General features: G+C 66.4%; 27 protein-coding genes. 14 read left to right on the top strand and 13 right to left on the bottom strand.

Annotated features, from left to right (window positions below; translation table 11 throughout):
- Positions 1-222: transposase (locus L6Q96_09190; GenBank protein ID MCK6554738.1), on the top strand; the 222-nt coding region annotated here is incomplete at its 5' end.
- Between the two features lie 130 nt (positions 223-352).
- Here the strand turns inward: L6Q96_09190 and L6Q96_09185 are convergent.
- Positions 353-577, bottom strand: coding sequence for a hypothetical protein (locus tag L6Q96_09185; protein ID MCK6554737.1), 225 nt, complete (start codon positions 575-577; stop codon positions 353-355).
- 62 nt (positions 578-639) lie between these two features.
- Here L6Q96_09185 and L6Q96_09180 point away from each other — a divergent pair, with 62 nt between their 5' ends.
- Both L6Q96_09180 and L6Q96_09175 read left to right on the top strand, forming a co-directional pair.
- Positions 640-1,515, top strand: coding sequence for a MaoC family dehydratase N-terminal domain-containing protein (locus L6Q96_09180; GenBank protein ID MCK6554736.1), 876 nt, complete (start codon positions 640-642; stop codon positions 1,513-1,515).
- 109 nt (positions 1,516-1,624) lie between these two features.
- The gene (locus tag L6Q96_09175; protein ID MCK6554735.1) at positions 1,625-2,473 is read left to right on the top strand and encodes a lipo-like protein; all 849 of its coding nucleotides are present in this window, start codon (positions 1,625-1,627) and stop codon (positions 2,471-2,473) included.
- A gap of 86 nt (positions 2,474-2,559) precedes the next feature.
- Here L6Q96_09175 and L6Q96_09170 read toward each other — a convergent pair whose 3' ends face one another.
- Positions 2,560-2,898, bottom strand: a complete 339-nt coding sequence (locus L6Q96_09170; GenBank protein MCK6554734.1) for a helix-hairpin-helix domain-containing protein — start codon at positions 2,896-2,898, stop codon at positions 2,560-2,562.
- A gap of 252 nt (positions 2,899-3,150) precedes the next feature.
- Here L6Q96_09170 and L6Q96_09165 point away from each other — a divergent pair, with 252 nt between their 5' ends.
- Complete coding sequence (locus L6Q96_09165; protein MCK6554733.1) at positions 3,151-4,953, top strand: DUF1302 domain-containing protein; 1,803 nt, start codon at positions 3,151-3,153, stop codon at positions 4,951-4,953.
- Positions 4,954-4,971: 18 nt separating this feature from the next.
- On the opposite strand, the gene L6Q96_09160 is transcribed toward L6Q96_09165, so the two are convergent.
- From L6Q96_09160 to L6Q96_09135, 6 genes are all read right to left on the bottom strand, one after another.
- Positions 4,972-5,346: a cupin domain-containing protein gene (locus L6Q96_09160; protein MCK6554732.1), complete on the bottom strand. Its 375-nt coding sequence runs from the start codon at positions 5,344-5,346 to the stop codon at positions 4,972-4,974.
- The gene (locus L6Q96_09155) at positions 5,343-6,260 is read right to left on the bottom strand and encodes a decaprenyl-phosphate phosphoribosyltransferase (protein ID MCK6554731.1); all 918 of its coding nucleotides are present in this window, start codon (positions 6,258-6,260) and stop codon (positions 5,343-5,345) included. The genes L6Q96_09160 and L6Q96_09155 overlap by 4 nt, the downstream gene beginning before the upstream one ends.
- Positions 6,261-6,387: 127 nt before the next feature.
- Positions 6,388-7,242 (bottom strand): thioredoxin, encoded by an 855-nt coding sequence (gene trxA / locus L6Q96_09150; GenBank protein ID MCK6554730.1) that lies wholly within the window; start codon positions 7,240-7,242, stop codon positions 6,388-6,390.
- Positions 7,243-7,367: 125 nt separating this feature from the next.
- A complete protein-coding gene (locus L6Q96_09145; protein ID MCK6554729.1) occupies positions 7,368-8,171 on the bottom strand; it encodes a methyltransferase domain-containing protein in 804 nt (267 codons plus the stop codon).
- A 16-nt stretch (positions 8,172-8,187) separates the two neighbouring features.
- Positions 8,188-8,649: a DUF3237 domain-containing protein gene (locus L6Q96_09140; GenBank protein ID MCK6554728.1), complete on the bottom strand. Its 462-nt coding sequence runs from the start codon at positions 8,647-8,649 to the stop codon at positions 8,188-8,190.
- A 41-nt stretch (positions 8,650-8,690) separates the two neighbouring features.
- On the bottom strand, positions 8,691-9,719 hold the full coding sequence (locus tag L6Q96_09135) for an LLM class flavin-dependent oxidoreductase (GenBank protein MCK6554727.1): 1,029 nt from the start codon (positions 9,717-9,719) through the stop codon (positions 8,691-8,693).
- A gap of 174 nt (positions 9,720-9,893) precedes the next feature.
- On the opposite strand from L6Q96_09135, the gene L6Q96_09130 reads away from it, so the two are divergent.
- The 4 genes from L6Q96_09130 (at position 9,894) to L6Q96_09115 (ending at position 13,974) form a co-directional block, all read left to right on the top strand.
- On the top strand, positions 9,894-11,738 hold the full coding sequence (locus tag L6Q96_09130) for a hypothetical protein (protein MCK6554726.1): 1,845 nt from the start codon (positions 9,894-9,896) through the stop codon (positions 11,736-11,738).
- Between the two features lie 120 nt (positions 11,739-11,858).
- Positions 11,859-12,887, top strand: a complete 1,029-nt coding sequence (locus L6Q96_09125) for a hypothetical protein (protein ID MCK6554725.1) — start codon at positions 11,859-11,861, stop codon at positions 12,885-12,887.
- Positions 12,888-13,000: 113 nt separating this feature from the next.
- Complete coding sequence (locus L6Q96_09120) at positions 13,001-13,489, top strand: DUF2269 domain-containing protein (GenBank protein MCK6554724.1); 489 nt, start codon at positions 13,001-13,003, stop codon at positions 13,487-13,489.
- On the top strand, positions 13,489-13,974 hold the full coding sequence (locus tag L6Q96_09115; protein MCK6554723.1) for a nitroreductase family deazaflavin-dependent oxidoreductase: 486 nt from the start codon (positions 13,489-13,491) through the stop codon (positions 13,972-13,974). Before L6Q96_09120 ends, L6Q96_09115 begins: the two co-directional genes overlap by 1 nt.
- 108 nt (positions 13,975-14,082) lie before the next feature.
- On the opposite strand, the gene L6Q96_09110 is transcribed toward L6Q96_09115, so the two are convergent.
- From L6Q96_09110 to L6Q96_09095, 4 genes are read right to left on the bottom strand one after another with little or no spacing between them, the layout of a single operon-like run.
- A complete protein-coding gene (locus L6Q96_09110; protein MCK6554722.1) occupies positions 14,083-15,231 on the bottom strand; it encodes an acyl-CoA dehydrogenase family protein in 1,149 nt (382 codons plus the stop codon).
- Positions 15,224-16,000, bottom strand: coding sequence for an enoyl-CoA hydratase-related protein (locus L6Q96_09105; GenBank protein MCK6554721.1), 777 nt, complete (start codon positions 15,998-16,000; stop codon positions 15,224-15,226). Before L6Q96_09105 ends, L6Q96_09110 begins: the two co-directional genes overlap by 8 nt.
- A 33-nt stretch (positions 16,001-16,033) precedes the next feature.
- Complete coding sequence (locus tag L6Q96_09100) at positions 16,034-17,182, bottom strand: acyl-CoA/acyl-ACP dehydrogenase (GenBank protein ID MCK6554720.1); 1,149 nt, start codon at positions 17,180-17,182, stop codon at positions 16,034-16,036.
- A gap of 1 nt (position 17,183) precedes the next feature.
- Positions 17,184-18,056 carry an amidohydrolase family protein gene (locus L6Q96_09095; GenBank protein ID MCK6554719.1) on the bottom strand — a complete coding sequence of 291 codons (873 nt, stop codon included), beginning with the start codon at positions 18,054-18,056 and terminating at the stop codon, positions 17,184-17,186.
- Between the two features lie 139 nt (positions 18,057-18,195).
- On the opposite strand from L6Q96_09095, the gene L6Q96_09090 reads away from it, so the two are divergent.
- The 5 genes from L6Q96_09090 to L6Q96_09070 all read left to right on the top strand — a co-directional run bounded on the left by L6Q96_09090 (position 18,196) and on the right by L6Q96_09070 (position 23,873).
- Positions 18,196-18,819 carry a TetR/AcrR family transcriptional regulator gene (locus L6Q96_09090; protein ID MCK6554718.1) on the top strand — a complete coding sequence of 208 codons (624 nt, stop codon included), beginning with the start codon at positions 18,196-18,198 and terminating at the stop codon, positions 18,817-18,819.
- Between the two features lie 189 nt (positions 18,820-19,008).
- Positions 19,009-19,254: an AbrB/MazE/SpoVT family DNA-binding domain-containing protein gene (locus L6Q96_09085; protein ID MCK6554717.1), complete on the top strand. Its 246-nt coding sequence runs from the start codon at positions 19,009-19,011 to the stop codon at positions 19,252-19,254.
- Positions 19,255-19,500: 246 nt separating this feature from the next.
- Positions 19,501-20,076, top strand: coding sequence for a hypothetical protein (locus tag L6Q96_09080; protein MCK6554716.1), 576 nt, complete (start codon positions 19,501-19,503; stop codon positions 20,074-20,076).
- A 247-nt stretch (positions 20,077-20,323) separates the two neighbouring features.
- Positions 20,324-20,908, top strand: coding sequence for a hypothetical protein (locus tag L6Q96_09075; protein MCK6554715.1), 585 nt, complete (start codon positions 20,324-20,326; stop codon positions 20,906-20,908).
- A gap of 193 nt (positions 20,909-21,101) precedes the next feature.
- Complete coding sequence (locus L6Q96_09070) at positions 21,102-23,873, top strand: molybdopterin-dependent oxidoreductase (protein ID MCK6554714.1); 2,772 nt, start codon at positions 21,102-21,104, stop codon at positions 23,871-23,873.
- A gap of 200 nt (positions 23,874-24,073) precedes the next feature.
- Here L6Q96_09070 and L6Q96_09065 read toward each other — a convergent pair whose 3' ends face one another.
- Entirely contained in the window at positions 24,074-24,565 is a 492-nt protein-coding gene (locus L6Q96_09065; protein ID MCK6554713.1) for a methylated-DNA--[protein]-cysteine S-methyltransferase, read from the bottom strand.
- Between the two features lie 230 nt (positions 24,566-24,795).
- On the opposite strand from L6Q96_09065, the gene L6Q96_09060 reads away from it, so the two are divergent.
- Positions 24,796-25,635, top strand: a complete 840-nt coding sequence (locus L6Q96_09060; GenBank protein ID MCK6554712.1) for a transferase — start codon at positions 24,796-24,798, stop codon at positions 25,633-25,635.
- The last annotated feature ends 7 nt before the right edge of the window (positions 25,636-25,642 follow it).

Here is a 25,642-nt window from a genome sequence, read left to right as displayed (position 1 = left end):
CTGAAGTGGCAGCGGCTGGAGCCCTACGAGAAGTTCGCCGCGATGATCGAACGACACTGGGATGGGGTAGCGGCCTACTGCTGTCCCGAGAACAAGGTCTCCCTGGGATTCGTCGAGGGGTTGAACAACAAGATCCGCGTCATCCAGCGCCGGGCGTACGGGCTGCGCGACGAGGAGTATCTGCGACTGAAGGTTCTGACCTGCATGTTGCCGAAGATCTGAGGTCGCCCGCACGCGCCAGCGGGCGCGGTGTTCGCAGACACCCCGCCCCACCGCGTCGCCTGGCTCGTTACCGGCCCGCGCCGCCCCCACCCCGTCTTCCACGCGCAAACTCACCACAAGTCCCCCAGATCTACCCACACGACTTCCTGAAGAGGCGTAAAATGTAACGCCACGGGCGAGCAGTGCCGAACGCATGCCGGCCGACGCGCTGGCGCTCCCAGACGCCGCTCGGCGACGGTACCGCCGCGTTGAGTAGCAACGAGGTCACGTGCCCCAGCACGCCGGGCGCGGCGACAACCGGCAGCACGGCCCCCACAACCTTGATCATCGCCCCCGCCCACGCAGGCACCGGCAAGGCCATACTCATTGACCGCAGGGGAAAGCCGACCTATCCTCCGCGCCCCGGGTGGACGACAAATGACAACCGCATTCCACGATCCATATGGGGTTTACGTCGGGCGCGATGTCGGCGGCCGGGAATGCACGATCACGGCAGACATGGTGCGCTTGTACGAAGCCGGCACCGAGGACCGCAACCCGGTCTACGCGGATGCCGGAGGAGCGGGCGCTCCCGTGGCTCCGGCGCTGCTGTTTCACTCGGAAGTGTACCGCGATTTGAGCTGGTACCTGCCGAACCTCATCGGCAACCTGCACGCGAAACAGGAGTGGGAAATTTTCCATCCCTTCCGCATCGGCGACACCGTCCGCACGCACTCGACGGTGGTGGAACGCTACGTAAGGCGCAACCGCGACTACTTGGTCAACGAAGTGCTCATAACCGCGCCCGACGGGCGCTGGCTGCAACGCAGCCGCACGCACCAGAGCTTCCTGCGCGAAACTGGTGCCGGCGATGTCATCGTCGACAAGGAGCGCGAGAAGCGGGCGGATCGCACTTTCGACATCGGCGCCGGCCATGGCGCCCGGCTGGGACCCGTGGAAAAGACCATCACGCTCGAGATGTGTCAGGCGTTTTCGGGTCCCCACCGGAACTATCACACCGACCGCGAGATGGCCCGCGCGATGGGTTTCCCCGACGTGGTGGTGCAGGGCATGATGTCCGTCTGCTTCCTTTCCGAGCTGATGACCCGGGAGTTCGGTGACGGCTGGTTCCACGGCGGCAAGCTCGCCGTGAGCCTGGTGAATGTCGTGTGGCCCGAGGACCGGCTCCATGTCTGGGCCCAGGAACGCGACACCGTCGCCGAGGGGGCGCGGTCGCGCGCCCACGTCGACATCTGGTGCGAGAAGGGTGACGGCGTAAAGACGATAGTCGGCACCGCCAGCGCCCTGCGTTAAGCGCCCTAACGTTTTTTTATTGCTTGAAAGTTGCGACCTGAGGTAGCGTCGTTGCATGCGGCGCCTGAAGAAGATCCATGGTCGGATCAGGCGGCGAGCGGTCGCAACCATGACGCGCCTGCTGACCCAGCCGCTGCGCTCGTACGAGCAACGCATACCCAACGACATGAAAGGCATGAAGGCGAGCCTGCGCGTCGGCGACGTGCTCCTCGTCGAAGGCGATCAACGCGTCAGCCAGGTCATTCGCTACCTGACCCAAAGCTCCTGGTCGCACTGCGCCCTGTACATCGGCGACGAGCTGCGCCGCTTGTGCCCGGATCTGGCAACGGCGCTGGCCGCAGACCTCGGCAATGACGCCCGGCACCTGCTTATCGAAGCGCTCGACGGCAAGGGCGTCATCTGCGTCCCACTGTCCAAGTACGAGAAACACAACCTCAGAGTGTGCCGCCCCCGAAACCTGCGGCGAGACGATCTGGATCGCATTCTGAGCGAGCTGGTCGCTCAGCTCGGCCGTCCTTACAGCATTCGTCACGTCGTCGCTTTGGCACTGTATTTCTTCCCCGTCAGCCTGATCCCGGGGCGCTTTCGACGTACCGCGCTTAACTTCAAACCCGACCAAACGCTGGTATGTTCGACCATGCTGGCTCGCGCCTTCGCCAGAGTCGGATATCCGGTTCTACCCCGGGTGACGCTTGCGGATAGCCCCGTCGGCATCGGGTGGGTGGACCGGGTGCTGCGGCGCAACGGCAACGGCCGCCGCGCCGTCTACGAACCCGAGGATCCGGCACTCATTACCCCGCGCGACTTCGACCTGTCCCCGTATTTCGACGTCCTCAAGCTCCACCTCGCGGCCACTACCGGATTCGACTACCGCCGCATCGAATGGACGAACGGAAACCACCCGAGCGCCGGGACCGCCGAAGAGCCGGGGCGCGAAGACCTGCGCCACGCCAGCTAGCAGGACTCGCAATTCCGGTGCGGAGCGCAATAACCGTGCGGACGCGGGTCTGTGCCGGCCGGGTCCGCCTGATGGGTTGAACGGGGTTACTTCTTTCCAGCCGCCGCCGGAGCCCCGGGCGCCAGCGCGGCCGCAGCAGGCCCGACCGTAATCTGCGGGCGCAGCGTGGCGAGCAACTTCTCTCCGATCCCGCTTACCTGCTGCAGATCGTCTACCGACTTGAACGGCCCGCTCTTGTCGCGAAAGGCCACAATGGCCTCGGCCTTGGCGGGTCCGATGCCCTTCAGTTCGGCCAATTGCCCGACCGAAGCGCTGTTGATGTCGACGAGTCTTTCCTCCGCCATCGCGACGGATACCGGCGCCGTGGCAACGGCCGCCAGCAACATCGCTCCCACGATGGCCACTATTGTCTTGCTCCTGGTCATCTTCATCCTCCTTCTGCGCCCCGAGGGGCGCTGCCGTCACCGGCGTCCCCGACCGACACGATACGATCCTATACAGGATTTGTGTAATAAAGCAAGTTAAGGACTTATTCCGTTGTGACGGCTTGCGGCGGCAGTTGCGCGGCGGACACCGTGGCTTGACAGCGGCGTGCGCCCGCGACACAAGACGCCCCGGCAGCTCGCACTACCCGCTGCCCGGCAACCGCGTTAACCCGGCGAAACGGAAGGCAGGGCGTGAACGACTTGCGACAGCGCACAACGATCATTCCAGCGCGCCGGATCGGCGTCGTACTGGTCGTCATCGTCGCTCTCCTTGCGCTGGCTCCGGCCGCCGGGGCCCTCTATCTGGACGACGCGCAGAATTGGGTCCTTCGCGCCCGGGTGTACAGCCAATTCGGCGTGCGTACTCTCGACTCGGAAGGCGACACTCAACCGGTCACCAAGGCGGGCCAACTGGTTCAGAATCGCAATTTCTACAACCCCGAGCTCGACGCCAAACTGACGCCATACTTAACCGGTCTCCGCGGCACCTTCCTCGCCTGGATCGTCCCCGACGAATTCTCCGGTCGGCTGGCGGCGTGGGGTTTCTATGACGGCGTCTACGACTACGGTGCCGCCGAATTCGCCACCGCCGCCAGCCAGACCAACAAGACCTTCGACGACTTCACCGCGAGGCCGCGGCGCGCGTGGTTCATAGAAGGATCCAGCTTCCGGTGCCCCGTCCGCGCCGGCCGCAATCAAATCTGCATGCCGGCCCCCGGTAAGCGCTTCGAGTCGATTTACGATGTCTACCCCGGCCTCGAGGTCAAGAACGCACGCAGCGTTTATTCGAACCGACAACGCATCAACGAGCTCTACCTGAGCTACAGCAAGGGACCGGTGTTCGTCCGCATCGGCCGCCAGGCGATCTCCTGGGGCGAGTCGGACACGATTGCGCTGCTCGACCAGAACAACCCCTTCGACCTGACACTGGCCGTGCCAGGCATCTTTCAGGGCCTCGACGAAGCGCGCATCCCGCTCTGGACGTTGCGGACGAGCGTCAACCTGTTCAGCACCCTGGGGCCGCTTTCCAGCGGGTTCGTCGAGGCTTACTGGGTACCCGGCGATCTCGACACGAATACGGGAATAACGCCCATTCTGGGCGCCAGTCCGTACTCGCCACCGGGCCAGGACCCGCAGTCGTTTATTCCTTCCATCGTCAACGGGCAGTTCGTCCTGCTCGACCGGCAGCCTTCCAAGAACATCGAGAACAGCCGCTGGGGCGTGCGCCTACAAAGCGTCGTCGCCCGCGATTACACGGTCAGCGCCTGGTACTACACGACCTTCCCGAACGTCCCGGTGCCGCAAGCCCTTGGCCTTGCCGCCACCACCCAGGGAAACGTCTTCACGGTACAAACGGTGCACAAGCTCGCCGACGTCGTCGGCCTGGGAGCGACGTTCTTCTTCGAACCCGCCGACGGCATTGTGCGTCTGAACGCCGTCGGGTTTCTGAACGAGGCGGCGTTCGTCCCCGAGAAGAACCTCTCCATCCCCGAGAACGACCCGGCCTCGCTGCAGCCGTTCACCAAACCCGGCACCGTGCCGCGCGCCGACTTCTTCCGCTGGGAGGTCGGCTTCGACCGCTTCTTCTTCATCCGCCCGCTCAATCCGTCCAACAGCTTTACGCTCATCAGTGCCGTCGTCGGGTCGTGGAACATCTCCGAGTCGAGCACGGGACAGGACTTTCGTTACAATGGCCAGCTCAAACCCGGCCGGAGCGGAACCTCGCCCGGCGATTACGTCGACTTGCCAACCGTGCAGGCCTTCGGCCAATTCAGCCTGCAGACGGATTACCTGCACGGTCGCCTGACGCCGCGCCTGACCTACATTCAGTACGTCAGCGGCACCTACGCCGTCGTTCCTACAGTGACCTATCGCTGGCGGGACTGGCTCCTGCTCGGTCTCGACGTCGTCCAGATCGGCGGGGCATTTCAGGGGCCGGGTTTCTTCGGCGATCGGGGCCAAATCTCGGCCCGATTGACGTATCAGCTCAACTAGTCTCGCCGGCGCCGTCGTTCATCCGCCGGCCCGACCGTAGCGGTCTTCGAGGCGCACGACGTCGTCTAGCTCGGGCGTGGATACTTCTAATACGACGCAGTCTTCCACTGCGGTCATTCGGTGCCGCAGGCCCGGCGGTATGTGATAACTGTCGCCCGGCGCGAGCTGTATCTGCTGCCTTTCCTCGTCCCCCGTTGCCACCTCCAGCGCCAGTGCGCCGCTGAGCAGGTAGATGGTTTCCTCCTTGCAGCGGTGGTATTGGAAACTGAGCTGACAACCGCGCTTGATGTGCAGCAACTTGCCGGCGTATCGCGTCCCTTCGGCCCAGATAAGCTCGTGGCCCCACGGTTTCTCGACGCGCCGCCCGCGCGATATGCGAGCGAGGTCGCTCATACCTGGGCGTACAGCAACACGGCCGCCGTCACGATCCACAGCACCACGTCCACCTGCAGCGGCCGATCGCTCAACAGCAACTGCGTCGGATTCCCGCCTTCCTCCTTTTGGTGCACCAGGTAGAGGTAGCGGAATATGCCGAACAAGACGAAAGGGATGGTGAGGTAGAGTTTCTCCGTGCCGAGCTTCTCGCGCACTTCCGGCGAGACGGTGTATATCGCGTAGGCCACCACCGTCGACGCCGTGACCACGGCGATCATCTGATCGAGAAAGTACGGACTGTACTCGCGCAGGCTGGTGCGGTGTTCGATGGCGCGGTCGTCAAGCAGGATGAGCTCGTGGCGCCGCTTCGAAAAGCCGAGGAACAGCGCCAGCAGGAACGTGCAGATGATCAGCCACGGAGACACCGGCACGTGGATCAGCACCCCCCCGGCGACCGCACGGATGACGAAGCCGCTGGCGATCGCCATCACGTCGAGGATGACGGCTTCCTTCAGCCAGAACGTGTAGGCCACTTGCAGGATCACATAGAGCAGCGTCAAACCGGCGAAGGCGGGATCCAGTAGCGCCGCGCCGAGAAGTCCGCCGGCAGCGAGCGCCAGGGCGAGAAAGACCGCCGCACGCTGACTCACGCGGCCGGCCGGCAGCGGCCGCAAGCACTTCAAGGGGTGTTGCCGGTCGCGCTCGCAATCGCGCAGGTCGTTCATGACGTACGCGCCGCTGGAAACGCCGCAGAAAGCGAAAAATCCCAGCACCGTCACCAGAACGTCCCACGGGACGAACAGATGCTTCGAAAATATCAGCGCCGCAAACAGGACGGCATTCTTCGCCCATTGCGTCGGCCGCAGGAGTTTGACGACGTCGCGCAGGGTTGCGGCGCCGGTAGCCGCCAGGGGCGCAGTATTCGCTGTCACTTGGTCCATCGGTGGCCGAACGATAGGCGGTCCACAGTCGTTTTTCCACACCGACCTCGCGGCGGACGGCGGGCGCGTACGGTCTTCGCCGCCACGCAGCACCCCCTTGACCCGGCGATGCCGCGGTTCAACTAAACAGGATCTTCGCCAGTTCCGACCGGTACCTGCCGGTCAGCGGGTCGTCACCTCCGAGAAGATCGAAGATGTCGATCATGGCCTTACGTGCCGCGCCGTCATGCCAGGCGCGGTCGCGGCGCACGATCTCGAGGTATTCCCGCAAGGCCGCTTCGTACTGCCTGCCGCTCCCCAGCGCCTGCGCCAGGGAGAAACGCGCCTCGAAATCGGCCGGCGCCACCGCGACCCGCGCGCGCAACGCCGCGAGATCGGCTCCGCCGCCCGATTGCCGCACCCGGATTTCTGCCGCCAGACGGTCGGCCTCGTGGCGCAACCATCCGAGGGTGACGCGCTCCAGCACGTCCAATGCCTCGACGTACTCGCCACGATCGCGGAGGAGGGCGGCCAGTCCGACGCGCGCCCGATCGCAACGCGCATCCAACTCAAGGGCGTGCCGGAACTGCATTTCGGCCTCCGCGTTCCGGCCCGCCGCCAACGCCTCGGCCGCGGCCGCGGCCGCCCGATCGGCCTCGCCGGGCAGCACCTGCTCCAGAAACTGCCGGATGACACTTTCCGGTTGCGCGCCGACGAATTCGGCAACGACCTGACGATCGCGAAATCCGAGAACGGTCGGGATGCTCTGAATGCCCAGCGCCGACGCAACCGCCGGGTTCTGATCGATGTTGCACTTCGCGAGCACGAAGGCCCCGCGATGCTCATCCGCCAGCCGTTCGAGCATGGGAGCCAACTGCCGGCACGGCGCACACCACTCCGCCCAGAAATCGACGACGATCGGAACCGCGCTCGAACGCTCGACGACTGCCGTCTCGAAGTCCGCGTCGCCCACGTCGATCTGCCATTGCGTCATCTCTTCGTGTCCTATCCGCAACCCACCGCCCGCGCGGGCCGCGGGCGCAGCCTAACTGGGCCAGGGTCGTGCCTGCAAGCCGATCTCCGGCCAGCCGGACCTTCCCCGGTCGCCGGAACGCCGCTTCAGACACTGCGGCGCGCGGCCACCAGGACGAAGTAATGGTCGAGGTAGGGCTCGCCGTCCACGTCGCACAGGTTCAGGGCAACGCGCTCCTCCGCGGTGAGCGCGTCGAGCAGAGCATGAATGCCCGCAACATTGGCCGCCGAGACCCCGTTCGTGAGGGCCGTGAGCGGGCGGTGTTTACGATACGGCTCCGAGACCTCGACGACGAAACCGGCGCTTTCGAGCATCTGTACCCACTCGTCGGCGCGATACTCGCGGACGTGCGACTCGTCGTGGTACACATCGAGCCGATTCATACAGGCGTCGACGAAATCGTCGGACGGAACACTGCGATCGTCGATGACCAGACGACCCCCCGGCCGCAGCACGCGGTGCATCTCTCCGATGGCGCGTGCGATGTCGGAGAAATGGTGCGCCGCCCGTCGGCAGGTGACCAGCGCGAAGGTGGCGGCGGGAAACGGCAGCGCGTGCACGTCGGCAACCACGAAGCGGACGTTCGAACGGCCCGACGCCGCGCGGAGCCGCGTCGCTTCGGCAAGCATGGCCGGGGTGAGGTCCGTGCCCACTGCGTCGCGGACGTGGGGGGCCAGAGCGAAAGCCGTGTGCCCCGAGCCGGTGGCAACGTCGAGCACTGACCAATCCGGCGCCGGCTCTGCCAGCGCAACGACGCGGGCGAGAACCTGCGGATCCGTGTGCGCCACGCTGGTGGTATAGAACGCGGCCCGCTCGGCGAAAATGCGCCGCGCCGTCTCCTCGATCGAGGGGGTTCCCTTGCGCTTCTCTTGCTTGACTTTCCTCGCCATCGACGGCCCCCGGAAGTCACTTCACCTCGAACATCCGGTACTCCACGCGACCGGGTCCGACCCTGCCCTGGTTGAGAAGGAAGGCCCCATTGAGCCAGGCGTAGCGCGGATCGCCGGTTTCGACACGCGGATTCACGTAGAAGATCGTCTCGCCGAACTCCGTCATTCGGCCCGCCGCCATCGCCGCCATGGTCGCCTCGTTGAGGTGCAATACCCCGACGTAGTGCACGTAAAGCACGGCGCCGTCGTGCGTCTCCATGGCGGCACGAACGTCCAGCCGGCCAACCCCGTCGGCACCCAGCAGAATCCAATCCGCACCGCTCGGGAGCACCCGACCGCGCAGCCTCGGACCGGTCACCTCCCCGCCGGTAACGTGGAAGATCTGCCGCATCCCGTAGGGGCCGTTACCGACCACCAGCGGTTCGGCAAGCGTGGCGTAGTATTCGCAGAGGAGCTCCAGTTGCGGTGGGTTTCGCATCGCATCGCCTCCATCCTGGGTGCAGCCGCAGACCGTGTCGATCACGAACCGTACATCGCCGCGGCGACAGCGGCGCCGTACGCCATCACCTTTTCCGGGGGTAGCGTGTAAACCGGCGGCACGATGCAGAGGGAGTCGGCAAACTCGGCAATCGGCGCGAAATGAGCACGGATCTCCTCCGGGCCGCCGATCGCGACGAACGTACGGACCATCTCGTCGGGAACCAGTTGCGCGGCCTTCCGATAGTCCCCCTGCTGCACGGCGACCTGCAGCTTGCGCGCCACCTCGGCAAAGCCGTGCGCGGCAAAAAACGGCTCGTACTGCGCGACACCGCCGTAAAAGGCCATCGTCGGCCGCGAGTCGTCGAGCGCCTGGCGAATGTCGGACCCCGGGGCCGCCCAGTACCAGAGGTTCACTTCGACGTCGGCGCGGCGACGTCCGGCCTTCGCCAGCGCCGTCTCGAATGCCGGCCGCATGTGCTCGATCGTCCACGGCACGGACCACATCGGATGGCCCATCAGGCCGTCGCCGACCTCGGCGGCAAGCTGCACCATCCGGGAGCGCAGCGCAGCGATCCAGATCGGAATTCGGTCCCGCACGGGCGGCGCCGTCGGCTGCAACTCGCGGAAATCGGCACGGTAGAACTCGCCCTCGAAGGGCGCCAGACCGCAGTGGGCGCCGGCGACGATGTGACGTATGGCGTCTACCGTCTCGCGCAGGTGGGAAACCTGCTTTTCGACGGTGGAGCCGAAGATGCCACGGGTCCACGCCAGCACACTCGTACCCAGGCCGAGGACGAAGCGGCCGCCGCTGAGCCGATCCATATCGATCGCGGCCATCGCGGTTTCGAACGGGCTGCGGGCGGCCGCGATGGCGATGCCACTGGCGAGAAGGATGCGCTCGGTGGCGGCCGCCGCCGCTGCCAGCGGAATCCACGGCGGTCCGAGCACCTGCGGGGCGAACACACCGTGGATGCCGGCGGCCTCGAGCATTCGGCACATGCCGGTGAGCTCGGCAACGGGCGCGGGACCGATAACCGACCAGTGACGGGGCCGCCTGGATGTCATCATGCGCGCACTACGCCACGCCTCGCCAGGCATTGGCAAGAGGCACCCGGACGGCCCCACGCGCCGGCGGAAGATGCGACAATTTGCCTCGTCCCGCTAATCTCGTCCGACTGGTACGGTTGCCGCCACTAACGACGAGGCGGATCGCGATCGATTCCGCCCCGAGGAGGTGATGCGATGGAGAGAACTACGGCGTGGCGGCGCGCCGCAAGATGGCCCGGCCTGACGATGGCACTGACGCTGGCGATCGCCACGGCGGCTGGTTGCGGGGGCGACGGTAACGGCAGCAAAACGGACCCGACCCCAACCCGCCCACCCGCCCCGACGGCGACCGCCTCGCCGCTGCCCTCGGCGACAGAGACCTCGCCTCCCGTTTCTTCGCCCACTCCTACGCCGACCCTGGTGCCCGTCGGTGGCGTGGTGAGCTTCTCGTTTGCGCACGTGGTCGGACTCACCGGACCGGTGGTTATCGGGCCCGACACGCCATACACCAATGCCGCCGGCAATCGTTACGGGGTGATGCGACTGCAGTACTTCGTCTCCGATTTCGTGCTCGAGCGCGAGGGCATGGATCCCGTGCGGCTCGACGACATCCACTACGTGGACCTCGCGGAGCCGGCCACGCTGCAGTACACGCCGTCGACACCGATTCCACCCGGCTCGTACACGGGCGTGTCGTTCGTGTTCGGTATCCCCAGGGCCAAGAACGTCAGCAACGCCTTCGTGCGACCGCCCGAATCGCTGATGGAGTGGCCGGACATGATGGGCGGCGGCTACCACTATATGAAGCTCGAAGGCCGGTTCGTCGACCGCCAGCAGCAAATCGCCAACTACAAGCTCCACACCGGCATGCTGATGGGCATGGACTACTCGGTGCCGGTGGCACTGCCCGATCTCGCCATCGACGTGGACGACGACGAAGTCGAGGTCGAAATCGCGATGGACATCGCGGAGTGGCTGCAGGACCCGAACGTCTACGACTTCAACGACTACATGCCGGGCATGATGGGCAATGCCCCGGCGCAGCGGACCGCCCAACAGAACGGCTGGAACGTCTTTGCGCTCGGCTACGTCGGTCCGCCGGAACAGCGTCCCCCGGCGGTCGTGCCCGAGCCCTACGTCATCGAGTTGCCCGCCAACGTGCCCATACCGATGATCGTGCCGGCCGACAACCCGACCACCGTCGAAGGCGTGGCCCTCGGGCGCCGGCTGTACTACGACAGCCGACTCGACGGCATCGGAAACCGCGCCTGTGCAACCTGCCACCTGCAGCAAACGGCGTTCACGTCGAACCGAACCACGGGGATCCTGGCGCACATCAACCTGGCGTTCGCCGACGCCTTCCTGTGGGACGGGAAAGTCCAGGGCACGCTCGAGGAAGTCATGCGCTTCGAGGTCGAGGAGTTTTTCGAAGCGGACATGAGTCGGGTGGCGGCCGATCCGGTGTACCTCGATATGTTCACGCGGGCTTTCGGGCCGGGTCCGATCACGACCCGGAAGGCGGCCTACGCCCTCGCCCAGTTCCAGCGCACGCTGGTTTCGTTCGACTCGAAGCTCGACCGCTACCTGCGCGGAGAGGAGTCGTTGACCGACGCCGAGCGGCGTGGGGCCATGCTGTTCTACAGCGAGACCGGCGACTGCTTTCACTGTCACGGCACGACGCTATTTACGGATAACCGGTTTCACAACACCGGGCTCGATACCGAGCCGCCACGCAAGGGGCTGGCCGACATAACCGGCGACGCGGCCGACAACGGCAAGTTCAAGACGCCGACATTGCGCAATATCGCCCTCACGGCCCCCTACATGCACGACGATCGCTATGCGACGCTGGCGGAAGTGATCGACTTCTACAGCGAAGGGCTGCAGTACTCCGCAACCGTGGACCCGCTGATGAAGAACGTGGCGCAGGGCGGGGTTCGCCTCACCACGGAGGAAAAAGCCGACCTCCTCGCCTTCCTTCTCACCCTCACCGACCTCTCGTTCACGACCAATCCCGCACTCGCCTCGCCGTTCGAGTGAGGTCGACAGGATCGCGGTAGAAACCCGTTGACGGTGTGCGCCCTCGGGGCGCATAATCCGCCGCCGATAGCGGATGATGATCGGTGGTGTGGATGTGAAGCAGCCGACAGGGGGTCTGCGATGAAAGCTTTCTTTGTCCGTGGTGCGTTGCTCATCGGTGCATTCGTGCTGGTGACGAGCGGGACGGCGCGAAGCGCGTCGGCTCAGATTACCGGCTGCTGCATCGGCACGGCCTGCACCAACAAGACGGCGCGGAGTTGCACCGCGTCTGGCGGCACGGCGCTCGCCAGCACCTGCACGTCGTCGCAGGACCCGCGTTGCAGTGGCGGCGGGGGCGGCGGCGAGTGCGCGGGCCTTTCTGGTGCGGCGGCCGGCCTGTGCAGGGCCTACTGCAACGGCCTTCGGTGTGCGGACGGTCATCCGGGCCGCGCCTGCGACGCGCTGCGCGAGAACTGGCGCAGGGCAACCGGCCTGCCGTACTTCCCGTGCGATCCGGTGTGTTGCGAGTGCCCGGACGGTGCCCGGCAGTGCGCCTCGGCACGGCGCTGCGAGCGGGCCGGCTGCGCCGTGGTCGACCGCTGCGTGAACGGCCAGTGCCCCGAGCCGGTGTGCTGCCAGTGTGCCGGCGGATGCGCGATGGAGACACCGCGGCAGTGTTGGCGCCATGGTTGCGCGGCCGCGCCCGGGGCCATGTGCACGACGGCCGGAACCTGCGAACGGCCGTGCGGCCCGATCGGCTTCCACCAGTGCGGCGGAACCTGTCCGAATCCGGGCGAGGCGTGCCAGCCCGACGCCGCCGATCAGGGGTGCGTGTGCGTGTCGGATTGCCCGTGCGGGGCGACCTGCACGGATCAGGCGAGCGGCGCAACGGGACTGTGCAAGCAGATCGACCCGGCGAGTCCCGCGTGTTCGTGCGTGGTGACGCCGCCGGAACCCGACTGCCCGTGCGGCACTCCGTGTCAGGTGGGCGGCGCTGTCGGCGTCTGCCAGCCGACAGCCGCAAATCCGAATGCTTGCACGTGTGTGTTTATCGTCCCGCCGGTGTGCCCCTGCGGCGCGTCGTGCCAGATTAACGGCGCTCTCGGTGTGTGCCGGCCGGAGGATCCCTCCGTTCCGAACGATTGCAGCTGCGGGTTGCTCGAAGAGTGAGGCGTTGACCAGCCCGGCCCCGCCCTGAGGAGACTGCGGCACGCCGCAGCCCTCTCTCAGGGTGGGCTGGCGCCCGCAGCAACCGCGCGGGCTGCCCCCTGCGGCGCCCAGCCATGACAACTTTCCTTGTGCTGCGGCTCGTGCACCTGCTGGCCATGGCGCTGTATGTCGGTGTCTCGCTGGCCAACGGATACGCCAAGACGCGCGCCGATCGCAGCCGTAACGTGGCCGAAATCGTCTCGGCACTGACCTGGATCGCTCGCTTCGATCGCGTCTTTCTGATCCCCGCCTCGGTGATCCTCCCGGTGACCGGCCTCTGGATGGCCCACCTTCAGGGCCGCGCGTGGAACGACCCGTTCGTCCTGACTGCCCTGTTTCTGTTCGCTCTGCTGTCGGCGATCCTGATCTTCGCGATCGTCCTGGAGGATCGGCTGCACGCCCTGGCCGTCGGTGCCGCAACGACGGCCACGCGTCTGCCCGGCGCCTACCGGCGGCTTTCCCGTATTTGGGCCGCCACCGGCGCCGTCGCGACGGCGTTGATCGTGCTCACGCTCGTGGTGATGGTCGCCAAGCGGCCGCTGTTGTTCGGGAGCCCGGATTGATGCGGCAGGTACGGCCCCAGGCGCCGCCGCGCGGCCTCGTGCGGAGCATCTACCGCGTGCCGATATGGGTCTTCCGGCTGGGATTCGGGTCTCTTCTCAGCCGCCGATTCCTGCTCCTGCGGCACCGGGGCCGGCGTTCCGGCAGACCGCGTGAAACAGTGCTCGAAGTGATCGACCGCGATCCGGCGACCGGAACCGTCATTGTCGCGGCGGGCTTTGGCCAGCGCGCCGACTGGCTGCAAAACCTCGCCGCCAGGCCCGCCTGCGAGGTAAGGATCGGACGACGTGATTTTCCCGCTCGCGCCCGACGCCTCGATCCCGGTCAAGCGGCGGACGTGTTGGTCGAATATGGCCGCCGCCACCCCCGTGCCGTGCGGGTCGTCGCCCGCATGTGCGGCTTCGAGGTGGACGGCAGCGACGAGGACCTGCGATCGCTGGCTTGCCACCTGCCGATGGTGGCACTCGAGCCGCAGGTGCGCGCGTAACGCGTTTCCCACGTTACACGCGGGAAACGCGCCGTCGCACCGTCGCTTCCGGGCCCGCCTCGGAGGGTATCCGTGCTCGGCAACCGCCGCGAACCGCCTGACGCGCGGTCACGGGCGATGGCCGGCAACGGCGGCGCTGAAGATCATTTCGCGCTGCACCTCGTTGGCGCCTTCGCCCCACTCGAAGACCTTGCTGTCGCGATAGTATCGCTGCACGGCGCTCTCGATCATGAAACCCTGGGCACCGTGCAGGTGGAGAGCCCGCTCGACCAGCCGCGTCGCGGTCTCTGACGCGACCAGCTTGGCGATCGAGGCTTCGACATCGAACTTCCGCCGTGCAACGACCCGCGCCGCAGCGGCGTAGACCAGTGTTCGCGCGGCGGTGAGCTGCGCCGTCATATCGGCGATCGAAAACCGCACCGCCTGCAGTGCGGCGAGCGGCGCACCGAATTGCTCGCGCACCTGCACATGCGCCAGCGCCGCGTCGAGCGCTGCCCGGGCGAGTCCGCAGGCGAGCGCGGCGCCGTAGATGCGTCCCTGCGACAGCACGGCCAGAGCGGCGCGGAAGCCCTCGTGTTCGGCTCCGATCAGCCGTGCACTCGGTACCCCGCAGTCGGTGAAGTGCAGTTCGCCCATGTCCGAGGCCCGCATGCCCAGCTTACGCATCGGCGTGCGGGCCAGACCCGGGGCATCGCCGTCGACCAGGAACAGAGAAAGACCCTTCAGGCGACCCGGCTCTCCCCCGGTTCTGGCCACGACGACGATGCGGTCCGCGATCGTACCGTTGGTGATGTACAGCTTGGTGCCGTTGAGCACGTAGCGGTCACCGTCGCGGCGCGCGCTCAGCCGAGCCCGTGTCACATCGGCGCCGGCGTCGGGCTCGGCGTACGCCCACGCACCGATGCGCTCGCCGCGCAGCAGGGGGGGCAGCTCCTCGCCCGTCAGGGACGGCGCGGCGAGGGTCGCGAGCGCGCCCGCCGCAAGCACGGAATGGACGTAGACTCCAAGAGCCACGGCGGCCGAGGCGCGGGCGAGTTCCTCGAGCAGAAGCGCCCGTTCGATCGCGCTGCCCCCGGCGCCGCCAAGTTCCTCGGGGATGCCGACGCCGAGCCAACCGAGTTCGCCAAGCGCCTCGAACACCGCCCGCGGGAAGCGTTCGGCTTCGTCCCATTGGCGCGCGTAGGGCGCGATCTCGCGCGTCGCGTAACGCTCCACTGCGGCGCGCAGTGCGCGCTGAGCCTCGTCCGGCTCAAACACCGCGGAACTCCGGAGCGCGTTTCTCCCGAAAAGCGCGCACACCCTCGGCATGGTCCTCGCTCAGAATGCAGTGCACTTGGGCAAAGATCTCGAACTCGAACTCCTCGTCCATGCTCGCACTCAGCGACCGGTGAAGCGCCCGCTTGGTCCACCGGTGCGCGATCGGTGGGCCGACGGCGAGCTGCTGCGCCCACCGGGTTACCTCGTCGTGGAACTCCACGTCCGGCACCACACGATGGACGAGCCCGAGGGAGCGGGCTTCCGCGGCGGTGACGAGACGTCCGGTGAACATCAGTTCGGCGGCGGCGCCGAGGCCGATCAGTCGCGGCAGGAACCAGCCCGTCGCCATATCGCAGCCGGCGAGGCCGATACGCGTGAACGGAGCGCCCATCCGCGTGCGCTCGGCGGCAAGGCGCAGGTCGCAGGCCATCGCCAGTCCGAAGCCGCCGCCAACGGCGTCGCCGTGCAACGCGGCGATGACCGGCTTCTCCATGGCGACGATTGCGCGGATGGGGTCCAGATAGCGGCGGACGATCGGCTCCCAGTCGGTCGCCGCGCGCGACACCATCTCTGCCTGATCCGCACCGGCACAGAAGACGCGCCCGGCCCCCGCCAGAACCACGACGCGGGCGGGCGAGCGAGCTGCCTCGTCGAGGCGGGTGACGAGCCGATCGATCGTGTCGATGGCCAGAGTGTTGAGCCGTTCCGGTCGGTTGAGCGTGATCGTGGCGACCCGGTCGTTGACTTCGAGCAGCACCGCTTCGGTCATGGTGGTACGTCTCCTCTGCTGATTACGGACGCCTCATCCCAGTCCGAGACGCCGGGCGATGATGTTGCGCTGGATCTGGCTGGTGCCGCCCCCCAGCTCGCCGCCCCGCGCTTCGAGCAGGCGGCGCACGAAGTGCGACTCGGCCTCGTAGCCGACCGCACCCGCGGTCTGCATGGCCGCCGTGGCCACCCGCGCCGCCATGTTGGTGGCGAACAGCTTGGCCATCGACGCCTCCAGCGGACACGGGCCTTCGAGGTCGCGCTTGCGGGCGGCCGACCAGATCAGCATGCGTGACGCGTTGATGTCGGTGAGAGCGTCGGCGAGCGGATGGGCGATGCCCTGGAAGCCGCCGATCGGCTTGCCGTACTGCCGGCGCTGCTGTGCATAGGCAACCGCATCGTCGAGGGCGGCCTGCGCCACACCGACCATCTGTGCCGACGCCGCCGTACGTTCGATGTCCATGAGCCGTGCGAGATTGAGCCAGCCCTCGTCGAGCGGGCCGAGCCGAGTGCTGTCCTCGACGCGAACGCCGTCGAAGGCGACGTTCGCCACCCAGAGCGCTTTCATCGCGGCAAAGTGGCGGCGTTGAAAGGTAACGCCCGGCGTGTCGCGCTCGACCAGGAAGAGCGTGATGCCGTGCTGGCGAGAGGCGCCGCCGCTCGACGTGCGGGCCGCGGTGATCAGCACGTCCGCGCGTTCGGCGCCGGAGATCGGCCCCTTCAGACCATCGATGCGCCAGGCGTCGCCGTCACGTTGCGCCGTGGCGAGCATACCGGCAAAGTCGGAGCCGGCGGCCGGTTCGGACATCGCCAGCGCGAAACGGGTCTCGCCGCGGGCGATGCGCGGCAGCAGTCGCTTGCGCTGCTCCGGCGTCCCGCAGATGTGCAGGGCGTGGCTGCCGAAGATCGTGCCCGCGATGTACAGGGTCGAGAGCGAAATGCAGGTCCTGGCGACTTCCTCGACGAACACGCAGAGGTCGAGCACGCCGCCGCCACGGCCACCGTACTCGATGGGAACGGGAAGACCGGTCCAGCCACGCCGGCCGCACTCGTGCCAGAACTCCTCGGGGAATTCCCGGTCGCGCTCGATCTGCAGCACGCGCTCGGGCGGGTAGGCACCGTCGAGGTACTCGCGCACCTCGGCCTTGAGGGCGCGCTGTTCCGGGCTGAGGAAGATGTCCATATCAGGCCTCGCTGCGTGGCGCGATCTTGAACACGCGCAACGCGTTGTCGCGCAGGATCTTGCGGGTTGCCGCCGGCGAGAAGCCGCAGGCGTGCACGTCGTCCACCGTGCGTTTGAAAGGCAGCAGCGGATAGTCGGTGGCCCAGACGACCTTGTCCTGACCGTAGCCGCCGGCGAATTCGCGCAGGCGCTGCGGCCAGTGCCGGGCGGGCCGCGCGGAGGTTTCTACGTAGACGTTCGGGTGCTTCCAGGCGAGGATCATCATCTCCTCCTCCCACGGATTCCCTACGTGCGTGCCGAGAATCCGCAATTCGGGAAAGGTGAGCGCGACCTCGTCGAGATAGATCGGGCGGCCGCACTCGGAGGGTAGGAGGGGACCGGTGTGACCGACCTGGATGGCGACCGGTATGTCGTACTCGCAACAGGCGACGTAAAAGGGCCAGTACATGCGATGGGTGGGGGGCGGCGCCGTCGTGCGCCCGTCGCCATACTGGTAGGGTTCCAGGCGGAAGGCGCGCATTCCGAGTTCCTCGACGCAGCGGCGAAACTCGCGCATCGCGGGCATGGGATCGCGAATGTCGACGGTGAAGCAGCCGAAGAAGCGATCCGGAGCCTGCGCCACGTAGCGTGCGTTTTCGTCGTTGGAGACAATCCAGGTGTCGAGGAACTTGAACGACGAAATCACCGCGAGGTCGACATCGGCTTCGTCCATTTCGCGGAGCACCTCGTCGACGCTGAACCCGCGGCGGAAACGCTGCTCGACGCCGTACTTCCGGAAGATGTGCCAGAACGAGTCGGGCCACCGTGCTGCCGTCTCGGGGGCCATGATCGACGCCCAGGCGTCGACGGCTCCAATGCGCGTGCTCCCTGCCATGAGACCTCCGTTGGGTTCAGCTTCGGGTTGCCGCCGACCTTCCGGGACGATTGGCCGGCCACGACCCACCCGATAATTGACCAGAATGCTAGATTGGTCAATGGTCGACTTGTAAGAATTTCAGGGATATGCTGCGGCCATGGCCGAGGTCCAGTCAGAGACCCCATCATTAGATGCGCGGGCGCGGTTGCTGAAAGCCGCCGAGGCCCGTTTCCGGCGCTTCGGGTTCAAGCGCACCACGGTCGAGGACATCACCCTCGACGCGGGCACCGGCAAGGGCAGTCTCTACCTCCACTTCCCATCGAAGCAGGCGATCTACCTTGCCGTGGTCGAGGCGTCGCTGGAAGCTTTCGTAGAGAAGGCGACCGCGGCGGTGCGCGGCGCCGGCGACGCGCCGCAACGCCTGCGCCGTCTCGTCGAGGTCACGGCCGAGCACTACGGCAACGACGAACTGCTGCACGCATCGTTGTTCGGCGGCGACGAACTCGTGGAGGGCGAGGTCTCGCGCCGCGCCGCGGCGCTCCAGCGCACGCGCATGCGGGCCCTGCTTGCCGAAGCGCTGCGCGCCGGACAGCGCGAGGGCAGTGTGCGAACCACGATCGATGCCGACACGGCAGCGGCGGTGCTGTTCGAGATCGGCTGGGCGGTCGTACGCGCCGAGTTGGAGGGCGAAGGTGATTTGCCGCTGGCTGTGGCCCTGCACAGCCTCAACGAAATCGTCGGCCTCGGGTTGCTTGCGCGTGCCGGTGGCGGGGTGGATTGAGGGCCGGCGCCCGCAACCCAAAGCGAACAACCAGCCCGTTCGTGCGGGCGCTGCCGATCCATCGTGCCTTCGCCCTCGACGCCCACTTCGCCATGGCGGGCTTTGTCGGGATTCCGCGCGACGTCATCCCTTCGGGACTCAAGCCCAACATCTTGTTTTGCCGGGGCGTAAAGAAGTCAAGAAGCGTCAATGATTCGGAGCCGAATATCTCCGAAGGGACAGATTACGTTGCCGAAGGCGGTCCGCAAGGCGATCGGAGCCGGTCCCGGCGATACGCCGCTGGCGGACCACGCCGAGGCGGGACTGCCGACCGCGAGCACGGTACGACTCAAGCTGTTCACGCTCGATAACCGACTCGTTACCAGAATTGCCGGCCGGCTCTCCTCCCGCGACCGCAAACGCGTTGCGGAACAACTGGGTCCCCTTCTGACGTGATGACCCACCCGCCGTAACCGCACGAGCCCGCTCAACGGGCGCGGAGAGCGCGCGTCGACCACGGTGGCAGGTGGAACGTGCGCGCCCACGGTCCTGGCAACATGCGGCACCCAGCAGCGCATCACGGGCGTGATATTGCGTGCTACATCATTTCACGAATTACTGTTCACGAATTACTTGACACGTCGCTCGCGAAGGTGGTACGGCGCGATCATCCCAGATAGGCACGGCGAAGGGAGAACTTCGATGTCCGCTATTTTTTGCAACTGTCGGATGCAGGTGCTTCGGACGATTTTGCTGGGAACGGGGGCAGCGCTGCTCTTCTTGCCAACTGTCGCCGGTGCCACCACCTGGAACCAGGTCGCCTCGTACTACGACGGAGGCACCTACGTGTGGGGCAAGTTCAAGTTGATGTCGAACACGTCAGGCTCCGTGAAGAAGCTCAAGTATAAGGTCAAGAGTGACGTCATCCCATTGTCGGACGGGCTTCCATGCACGCTCGACGAAGTCGTCTGCGAGACTTCGGCGCTCTTCAACTTCAGCGGTACGCCCAGGTGGATCGACATTATCACTCGTCCCGACAGCGGCTCCGCACCGTGGATGTGGAGGGTTGTCGACCTCTGCGTGGAGATGCCCGCCCTGTGCGCGCCGGGTGTCACAGTCATCGGCGGGGTGACGACCTTGTGTTACGCCCCCGATCCCTTGAACCTTCCGCCACCGGCGTTCACGTACCCGATGACGACCTCCACCTGCGAAGGAGCGTACGACCGGCCCCTGCTGACCTTGCCATTGATCCCGTCGACGCTGCTGATCATTTACTAGGATTCCCGCCGGCCGGTGGGTGTCGGAGGCCGCGGGGCCGGCACTCACCGGGCACGGGCACGGCCACAGCGTGCTGGCGATGATTACGACGAAGGTCGCCCAGCCTGGCCCGGCGATACGCCGCTTGCGGAGCGCGCGCGCAACTGTGGGGCGGCGCGCATGCGATGCCGCATGCTACTTGACAATAGAGCCGAGGGAGTGGTAGGGCGCGATCATCCCACATAGGCACGGCGAAAGGAGAACGTCGATGTTAGCCATTCTTCGCAACCGTCGGGTGTCCGCGCTTCGAAGGGTTCTGCTGGGAACGGTGGCGGCGCTGCTCGTCTTGCCCGCGGCGGCGCAAGCCATCAGTTGGACACAAGTCCCGTCGTATTACGACGGGGGGACTTTTGTGAAGGGCAAATTCATCTTGTCCTCGAATGCTTCGGGATCGGCGAAAAAACTCCGGTATAAGATCAAGAGCGACGTTATCCCCCCGACCGACGGACTTCCGTGCACCGGCGACGAAATCGTGTGCGTAAGCACCGCGCTCTTCAATTTCAGCGGTACGCCCACATGGGTCGACTTCGTCACCCGGCCGGGTCCCGGGCCCGGGTATGCCTACCGGTATATCAACATTTGCATGGAGTTCCCCGCCCTGTGCGTACCGGGCGTAACCGTCATCGGCGCGTTCATGAACTTCTGCTACATGCCCGACCCGACGACGCTGCCGCCGCCTGCGTTCACGTATCCGATGGCGGTGACAGTCTGCCCCTTAGAGGGGGCGTACACGCGCCCGTTGATACCCTTCACGCCGCCGCCGTCCCCAGTGTCACCGCTGATCATCTACTGAGACCAACCCCCGCACACGGCGGGTGTCTCGCGCGACCCGTAAGGCCCCCCGCGCAGGTCGCGCGCGCGCACGCCGGCCCTGGACCGTCCCCGGTCCACGACCGGCGTGCGCACCGTTTCTCGCCCCGGGCCCACTTGACCCTCGCAGCCGTCCGTAGTTCTACATCCTCATCCCAGACGCCGGAGGGTCATCCATGACCGACGCCGAACAGAACCCGACCCGTGCCGCGTGGGCCGACGCCTACCGCGACAAATTCAAGTGGGACCGCATCGCCTGGGGCACCCACTGCGTCGACTGCTATCCGGCGAACTGCCCGTACCGTGTCTACGTTCGCGACGGCCGCGTCGTGCGCGAGGAGCCGGCCGGTAACTTCGAGACCGTCGAACCCGGCGTGCCCGACATGAATCCCGCCGGATGCCAGAAGGGCGCCGCCTGGAGTCAGATGCTCTACGGCAAGGAACGTGTCCTTCATCCCCTGCGTCGCGCCGGCGAACGTGGCGAAGGCCGCTGGCAACGCATCTCCTGGGACGAAGCCCTGACCGAAATCGCCGACGCCATGCTCGACGCCGCCGAGGAGGCGGGCCCGCGCTCCATAGTGCGCCTCGGCTCCCCCGAAGGCGGCACGCAGGCCATCACCCTCGCCAGTAACCTCTTCATGCGGCTCGGCATCACCTCGACCGACGTCCAGTCCGAAATTAACGACTTCAACCCTGGACTCTACACCACCTTCGGGCGCTTCGATCCCGTTCCCAGCAGTGACGACTGGTTCCACTCCGAGCTCCTGCTGATCTGGGCGAACAACCCCGCCTACAGTGCCATTCCCTGGTACCACTACATCGTCGAGGCCCGGTACAACGGCGGCGAAGTCGTGACCATCGCCCCCGACTACAGCCCATCGGCGATCCACGGTGACGCCTTCGTCCCCGTCGTCATCGGCTCGGACGCCGCCCTCGCTCTGTCGATGTGCCGGGTAATTATCGAAGAGGGCCTCACCGACGAGCCGTTCGTGCGCGAGCAAACCGATCTCGGACTCCTCGTGCGCACGGACAACGGGCGCTTCCTGCGCCAGTCGGACGTTCAAGAGGGCGGCGCCGCCGACATCTTCTATTTGTTCGACGAGCGCGACCGCCGCATCGCCGAGGCGCCGCGCACTCTCGCGCTCGGTGGGATCGAGCCGGCGCTGCGCGGGGCCTACCGCGCCCGGCTGCACGATGGCGCCGAGGTCGAGGTGGAACCGGCCTTCATGCGCCTCCTCCGTCGGCTCGACGCCTACGCCCCCGAAGACGCCGCGAAGGTTTGCGGCGTTCATCCGGACATCATCCGCCAGCTTGCCCGCAAGGTGGCGCGGAAGCGCACCCGCGTCCTTCTCGGTTGGACCACCGGCAAGGCGTACCACGGCGATCTGATGGAACGGGCGATCTGTCTCGTCCTGGCCCTCACCGGCAACTGGGGCAAGAAAGGCGCCGGCATCCGCAGTTGGGCAGTGGGCATGTTCGACGGCCCGTTTCTCCTACCCTTGAAGTCCGCGCCCGGGCAGGAAGTCACCGCCGCGATGGCGGAAGGCCAGCGAGCGATGGTCGAGGCACTGCTCGCCGAGGACCCGACGTTGACCGAGGAGATCCTCATCGCGCGCCTGAGCAGTGGCGGCGCTCTGCCCGTCGGCATGAGTCCGTCGGCGTTCTTCTGGTACTACCACTGCGGCTACCGTGAACTCTGGAACAACGCGGCGTGGAGCGACCCCGCGATGAAACGCACCTTCGACGAGTATGTCGAGGAAGCCATGACACGCGGCTGGTGGAACGGACAGGCATTGCCACCGCCCGACCAACCGCCGCGTGTCCTCATCGAGATCGCCGGCAACCTCCTCCGCCGCCAGCGTGGCGGCCAGCGCATGCTGCTCGAGCACCTCTGGCCGAAGCTGCGCCTCGTCGTCTCGATCGACTGGAGGATGTCGACCACAGGCCTGTATTCGGACATTGTTCTTCCCGCCGCGCAGCACTACGAGAAGCCGAACTTCCCCTACACGACTCCGGACGTGATGAACCTGACGTTCTCGGATCGTGTCGTCGACCCACCCGAGGACGCCCGTTCGGAGTGGCAGATCGTGCTCATGCTCGCCCGCAAGCTCGCCGAGCGCGCGCAAGCGCGTGGCCGCACCGAATGGCGCAGAGAGGACGGCTCGACGGTTCGACTGGACACCCTGTACGACGACATGACCCTTGGCGGCGCGGTTGCCGACGACGATGCCGTAATTGACGAGGTCGTCCGCGATTCGGCCGTACTCGGGACCCTGCCCCCCGGGACGACGCTGGCAACGCTACGCGAGAAGGGCTGGGTGCGTTTCACGGGTTGGGGACGCTCGCCCATGGCCCTGGCGCAGGCGTCCGATTTGCTCCCGAACGAGACGCACTCTCCGTTCCGCTGGCAGACGGAAAAGAAGCAGCCGTTCCCCACTCTCACGCGCCGTGCCCAGTTCTACATCGACCACGACTGGTTCCTCGAAGCGGGCGAGGAATTGCCCGTCCACAAGAACCCCCCTCCCCATGGCGGCGATTACCCGCTGCAGATCACCAGCGGCCACCCGCGCTGGAGCGTGAACTCCATGAACAGCACGAGTTCGATCATCCTCGGTACGATCCGGGGCGAGCCGGTGGTGCATTTGAACGACCGCGACGCTGCCGCCCGCGGCATCGGTAACGGCGACTCCGTGCGCGTGTTCAACGATCTTGCGTCGATTGAAATGCAGGCCCGCGTGACCCCGACGGTCCAGCCTGGACAGTTGGTGATCTACAACGGCTTCGAGCCCTATCAGTTCCCCGGCTGGCGGGACGTTTCTAACGTCGAGCCGGGAATGGTGAAATGGCTCCACTTCGCCGGCGGTTACGGCCATCTTCAGTACCGCAACCTGCACTGGCAGCCAGTGCAAATCGACCGCGGCGTCCGCGCCGATGTGGAACTCAGTTAACCGGGCCGGCAATAAGCGCTGATTTACGATTTCCGCGTTTGTATGCACGGTGCGGAGAAATCGGATAGGGAGGGCGAGCCGCGTCGGCTTGAGGACGGCTCGGCGGGAGCCTCGTCCTCCCACCGTAGCCTCGCCCTCTCAAAGGTACGTCCGATCAGGTGGGCGTCAGCCCGCGCTGAGCGGTACCGCGTCGAAGGGGGTCACATCCGGTGCTTCCGGCGTTCGTGCGCGAGCAACCACCGCTTCCGTTCCAAACCGCCGCCATAGCCGGTCAGCGCGCCGTCGGCGCCGATCACGCGATGGCAGGGTACGACGATCGAGATCGGATTGCGTCCGTTCGCCGCGCCGACGGCGCGCGCCGCCGCGGGATTGCCGGCGCGCCGCGCCTGGTCGCCGTAACTGATCGTCTCGCCGTAGGGAATCGTACACAGCGCCCGCCATACGCGCCGCTGGAAGTCGGTGCCGATGGGTTCGAGCGGCAGCTCGAATGCGAACAACTCGCCGGCGAAGTACGCCCGCAATTGCTGCCCCGCCGCGCGCAGGGCGGCAGAGTCGCGCCGCCAGTCCTCCGCCGGCTGCGGGCCGCGGCGGTGTGGGTCCATGTAAAGCCCGGTGAGCGCACGTCCATTAGATGTCAGCAAGAGCTCGCCAAGCGGGCTATCGAGCAAATCGTACCTGACACGATCCGTCATCGGCGTTCCTCCTCCGTCGGTGGGAGTGCGTCTGCGTTTCGACGTTCGGTGGCACTCGCCTGGCCGCTACCGCCTCCCGACCGATAAGCGTGCAGCTATTCTATTGCACCACCCGGCGGATACTCGCCAGATTCGGCCCTGAATTCGCCCCGCGGCAACCGGTCGACGTCCCCTTGAGAGCGGCCGCCAAAGGGCGGAGAATTCGGCGGCAATCCCGAACGACGGCGCTCATGTCAGACCACCCGTCAATATGCGCTTTCACCGGCACCCCGGTGCTCACGGAAGAAGACGACGGGCTGGTCCTGCGTTTCGACGACGGCACCTTGCACAGCCGGATGCTGCGCAACGACCCGGTGCGACTGGTGCTGGAATACACGCGCCTGGCGATGGGCTTTCTCCTGTTCCAGCCCGCGCCGGCGCGGATCGCGATGATCGGCCTGGGCGGCGGATCGCTCGCCAAGTACTGCGCTCACTATCTCCCGGACGCCAACTTCACGGCCGTCGAGATCTCCCCGGCGGTAATCGCCCTGCGCGACGCCTTCGGGGTTCCACCCGATGGCCCGCACTTCCGCGTTCTGTGCGAAGATGGTGCGGAGTTCGTTCGGCGGCACTTCGATCCGCTCGACGTGTTGCTGGTCGACGGGTTCGACGTCGGCGGACACGCGGAAAACCTGTGCGCACAGGCATTCTATGACCGCTGCCACGACCGCCTCGCGTACGGTGGTGTCCTGGTGGTCAATCTATACGCCGACGACCCGGCGTTCGGTCTGCGGGTCGACCGAATTTGGAACGCCTTCGCCGGAAAGATCGTTGTCGTCGAGGCCGGGGAGAGCCAGAACGCCATCGTCTTTGCCGGCACCCGATCTCCGTTCCCGCCGTCGGTCGACGAACTTGCGGCACGACGTCGCGTGCTCGAAGCGTCCCACCCGGTCGATCTCGAAATAACGCTGCGAAAGATTCTGGCCTATGAAGGCCGGCGCGACGGGGCGGGCCGCGATCTCTACGGTTCGCCCACCCGGCGGAAGCGAAGCCGCCGGCGCGGAGCCTCGCCCTCCCGGAGGCTTGGCTGATCAGGGC

Source organism: Candidatus Binatia bacterium, assembly GCA_023150935.1.
Taxonomy (GTDB): domain Bacteria; phylum Desulfobacterota; class Binatia; order HRBIN30; family HRBIN30; genus JAKLJW01.
Note: the sequence above shows the minus strand (reverse complement) of the source record. Positions and strands in the feature narration are given on the sequence as shown.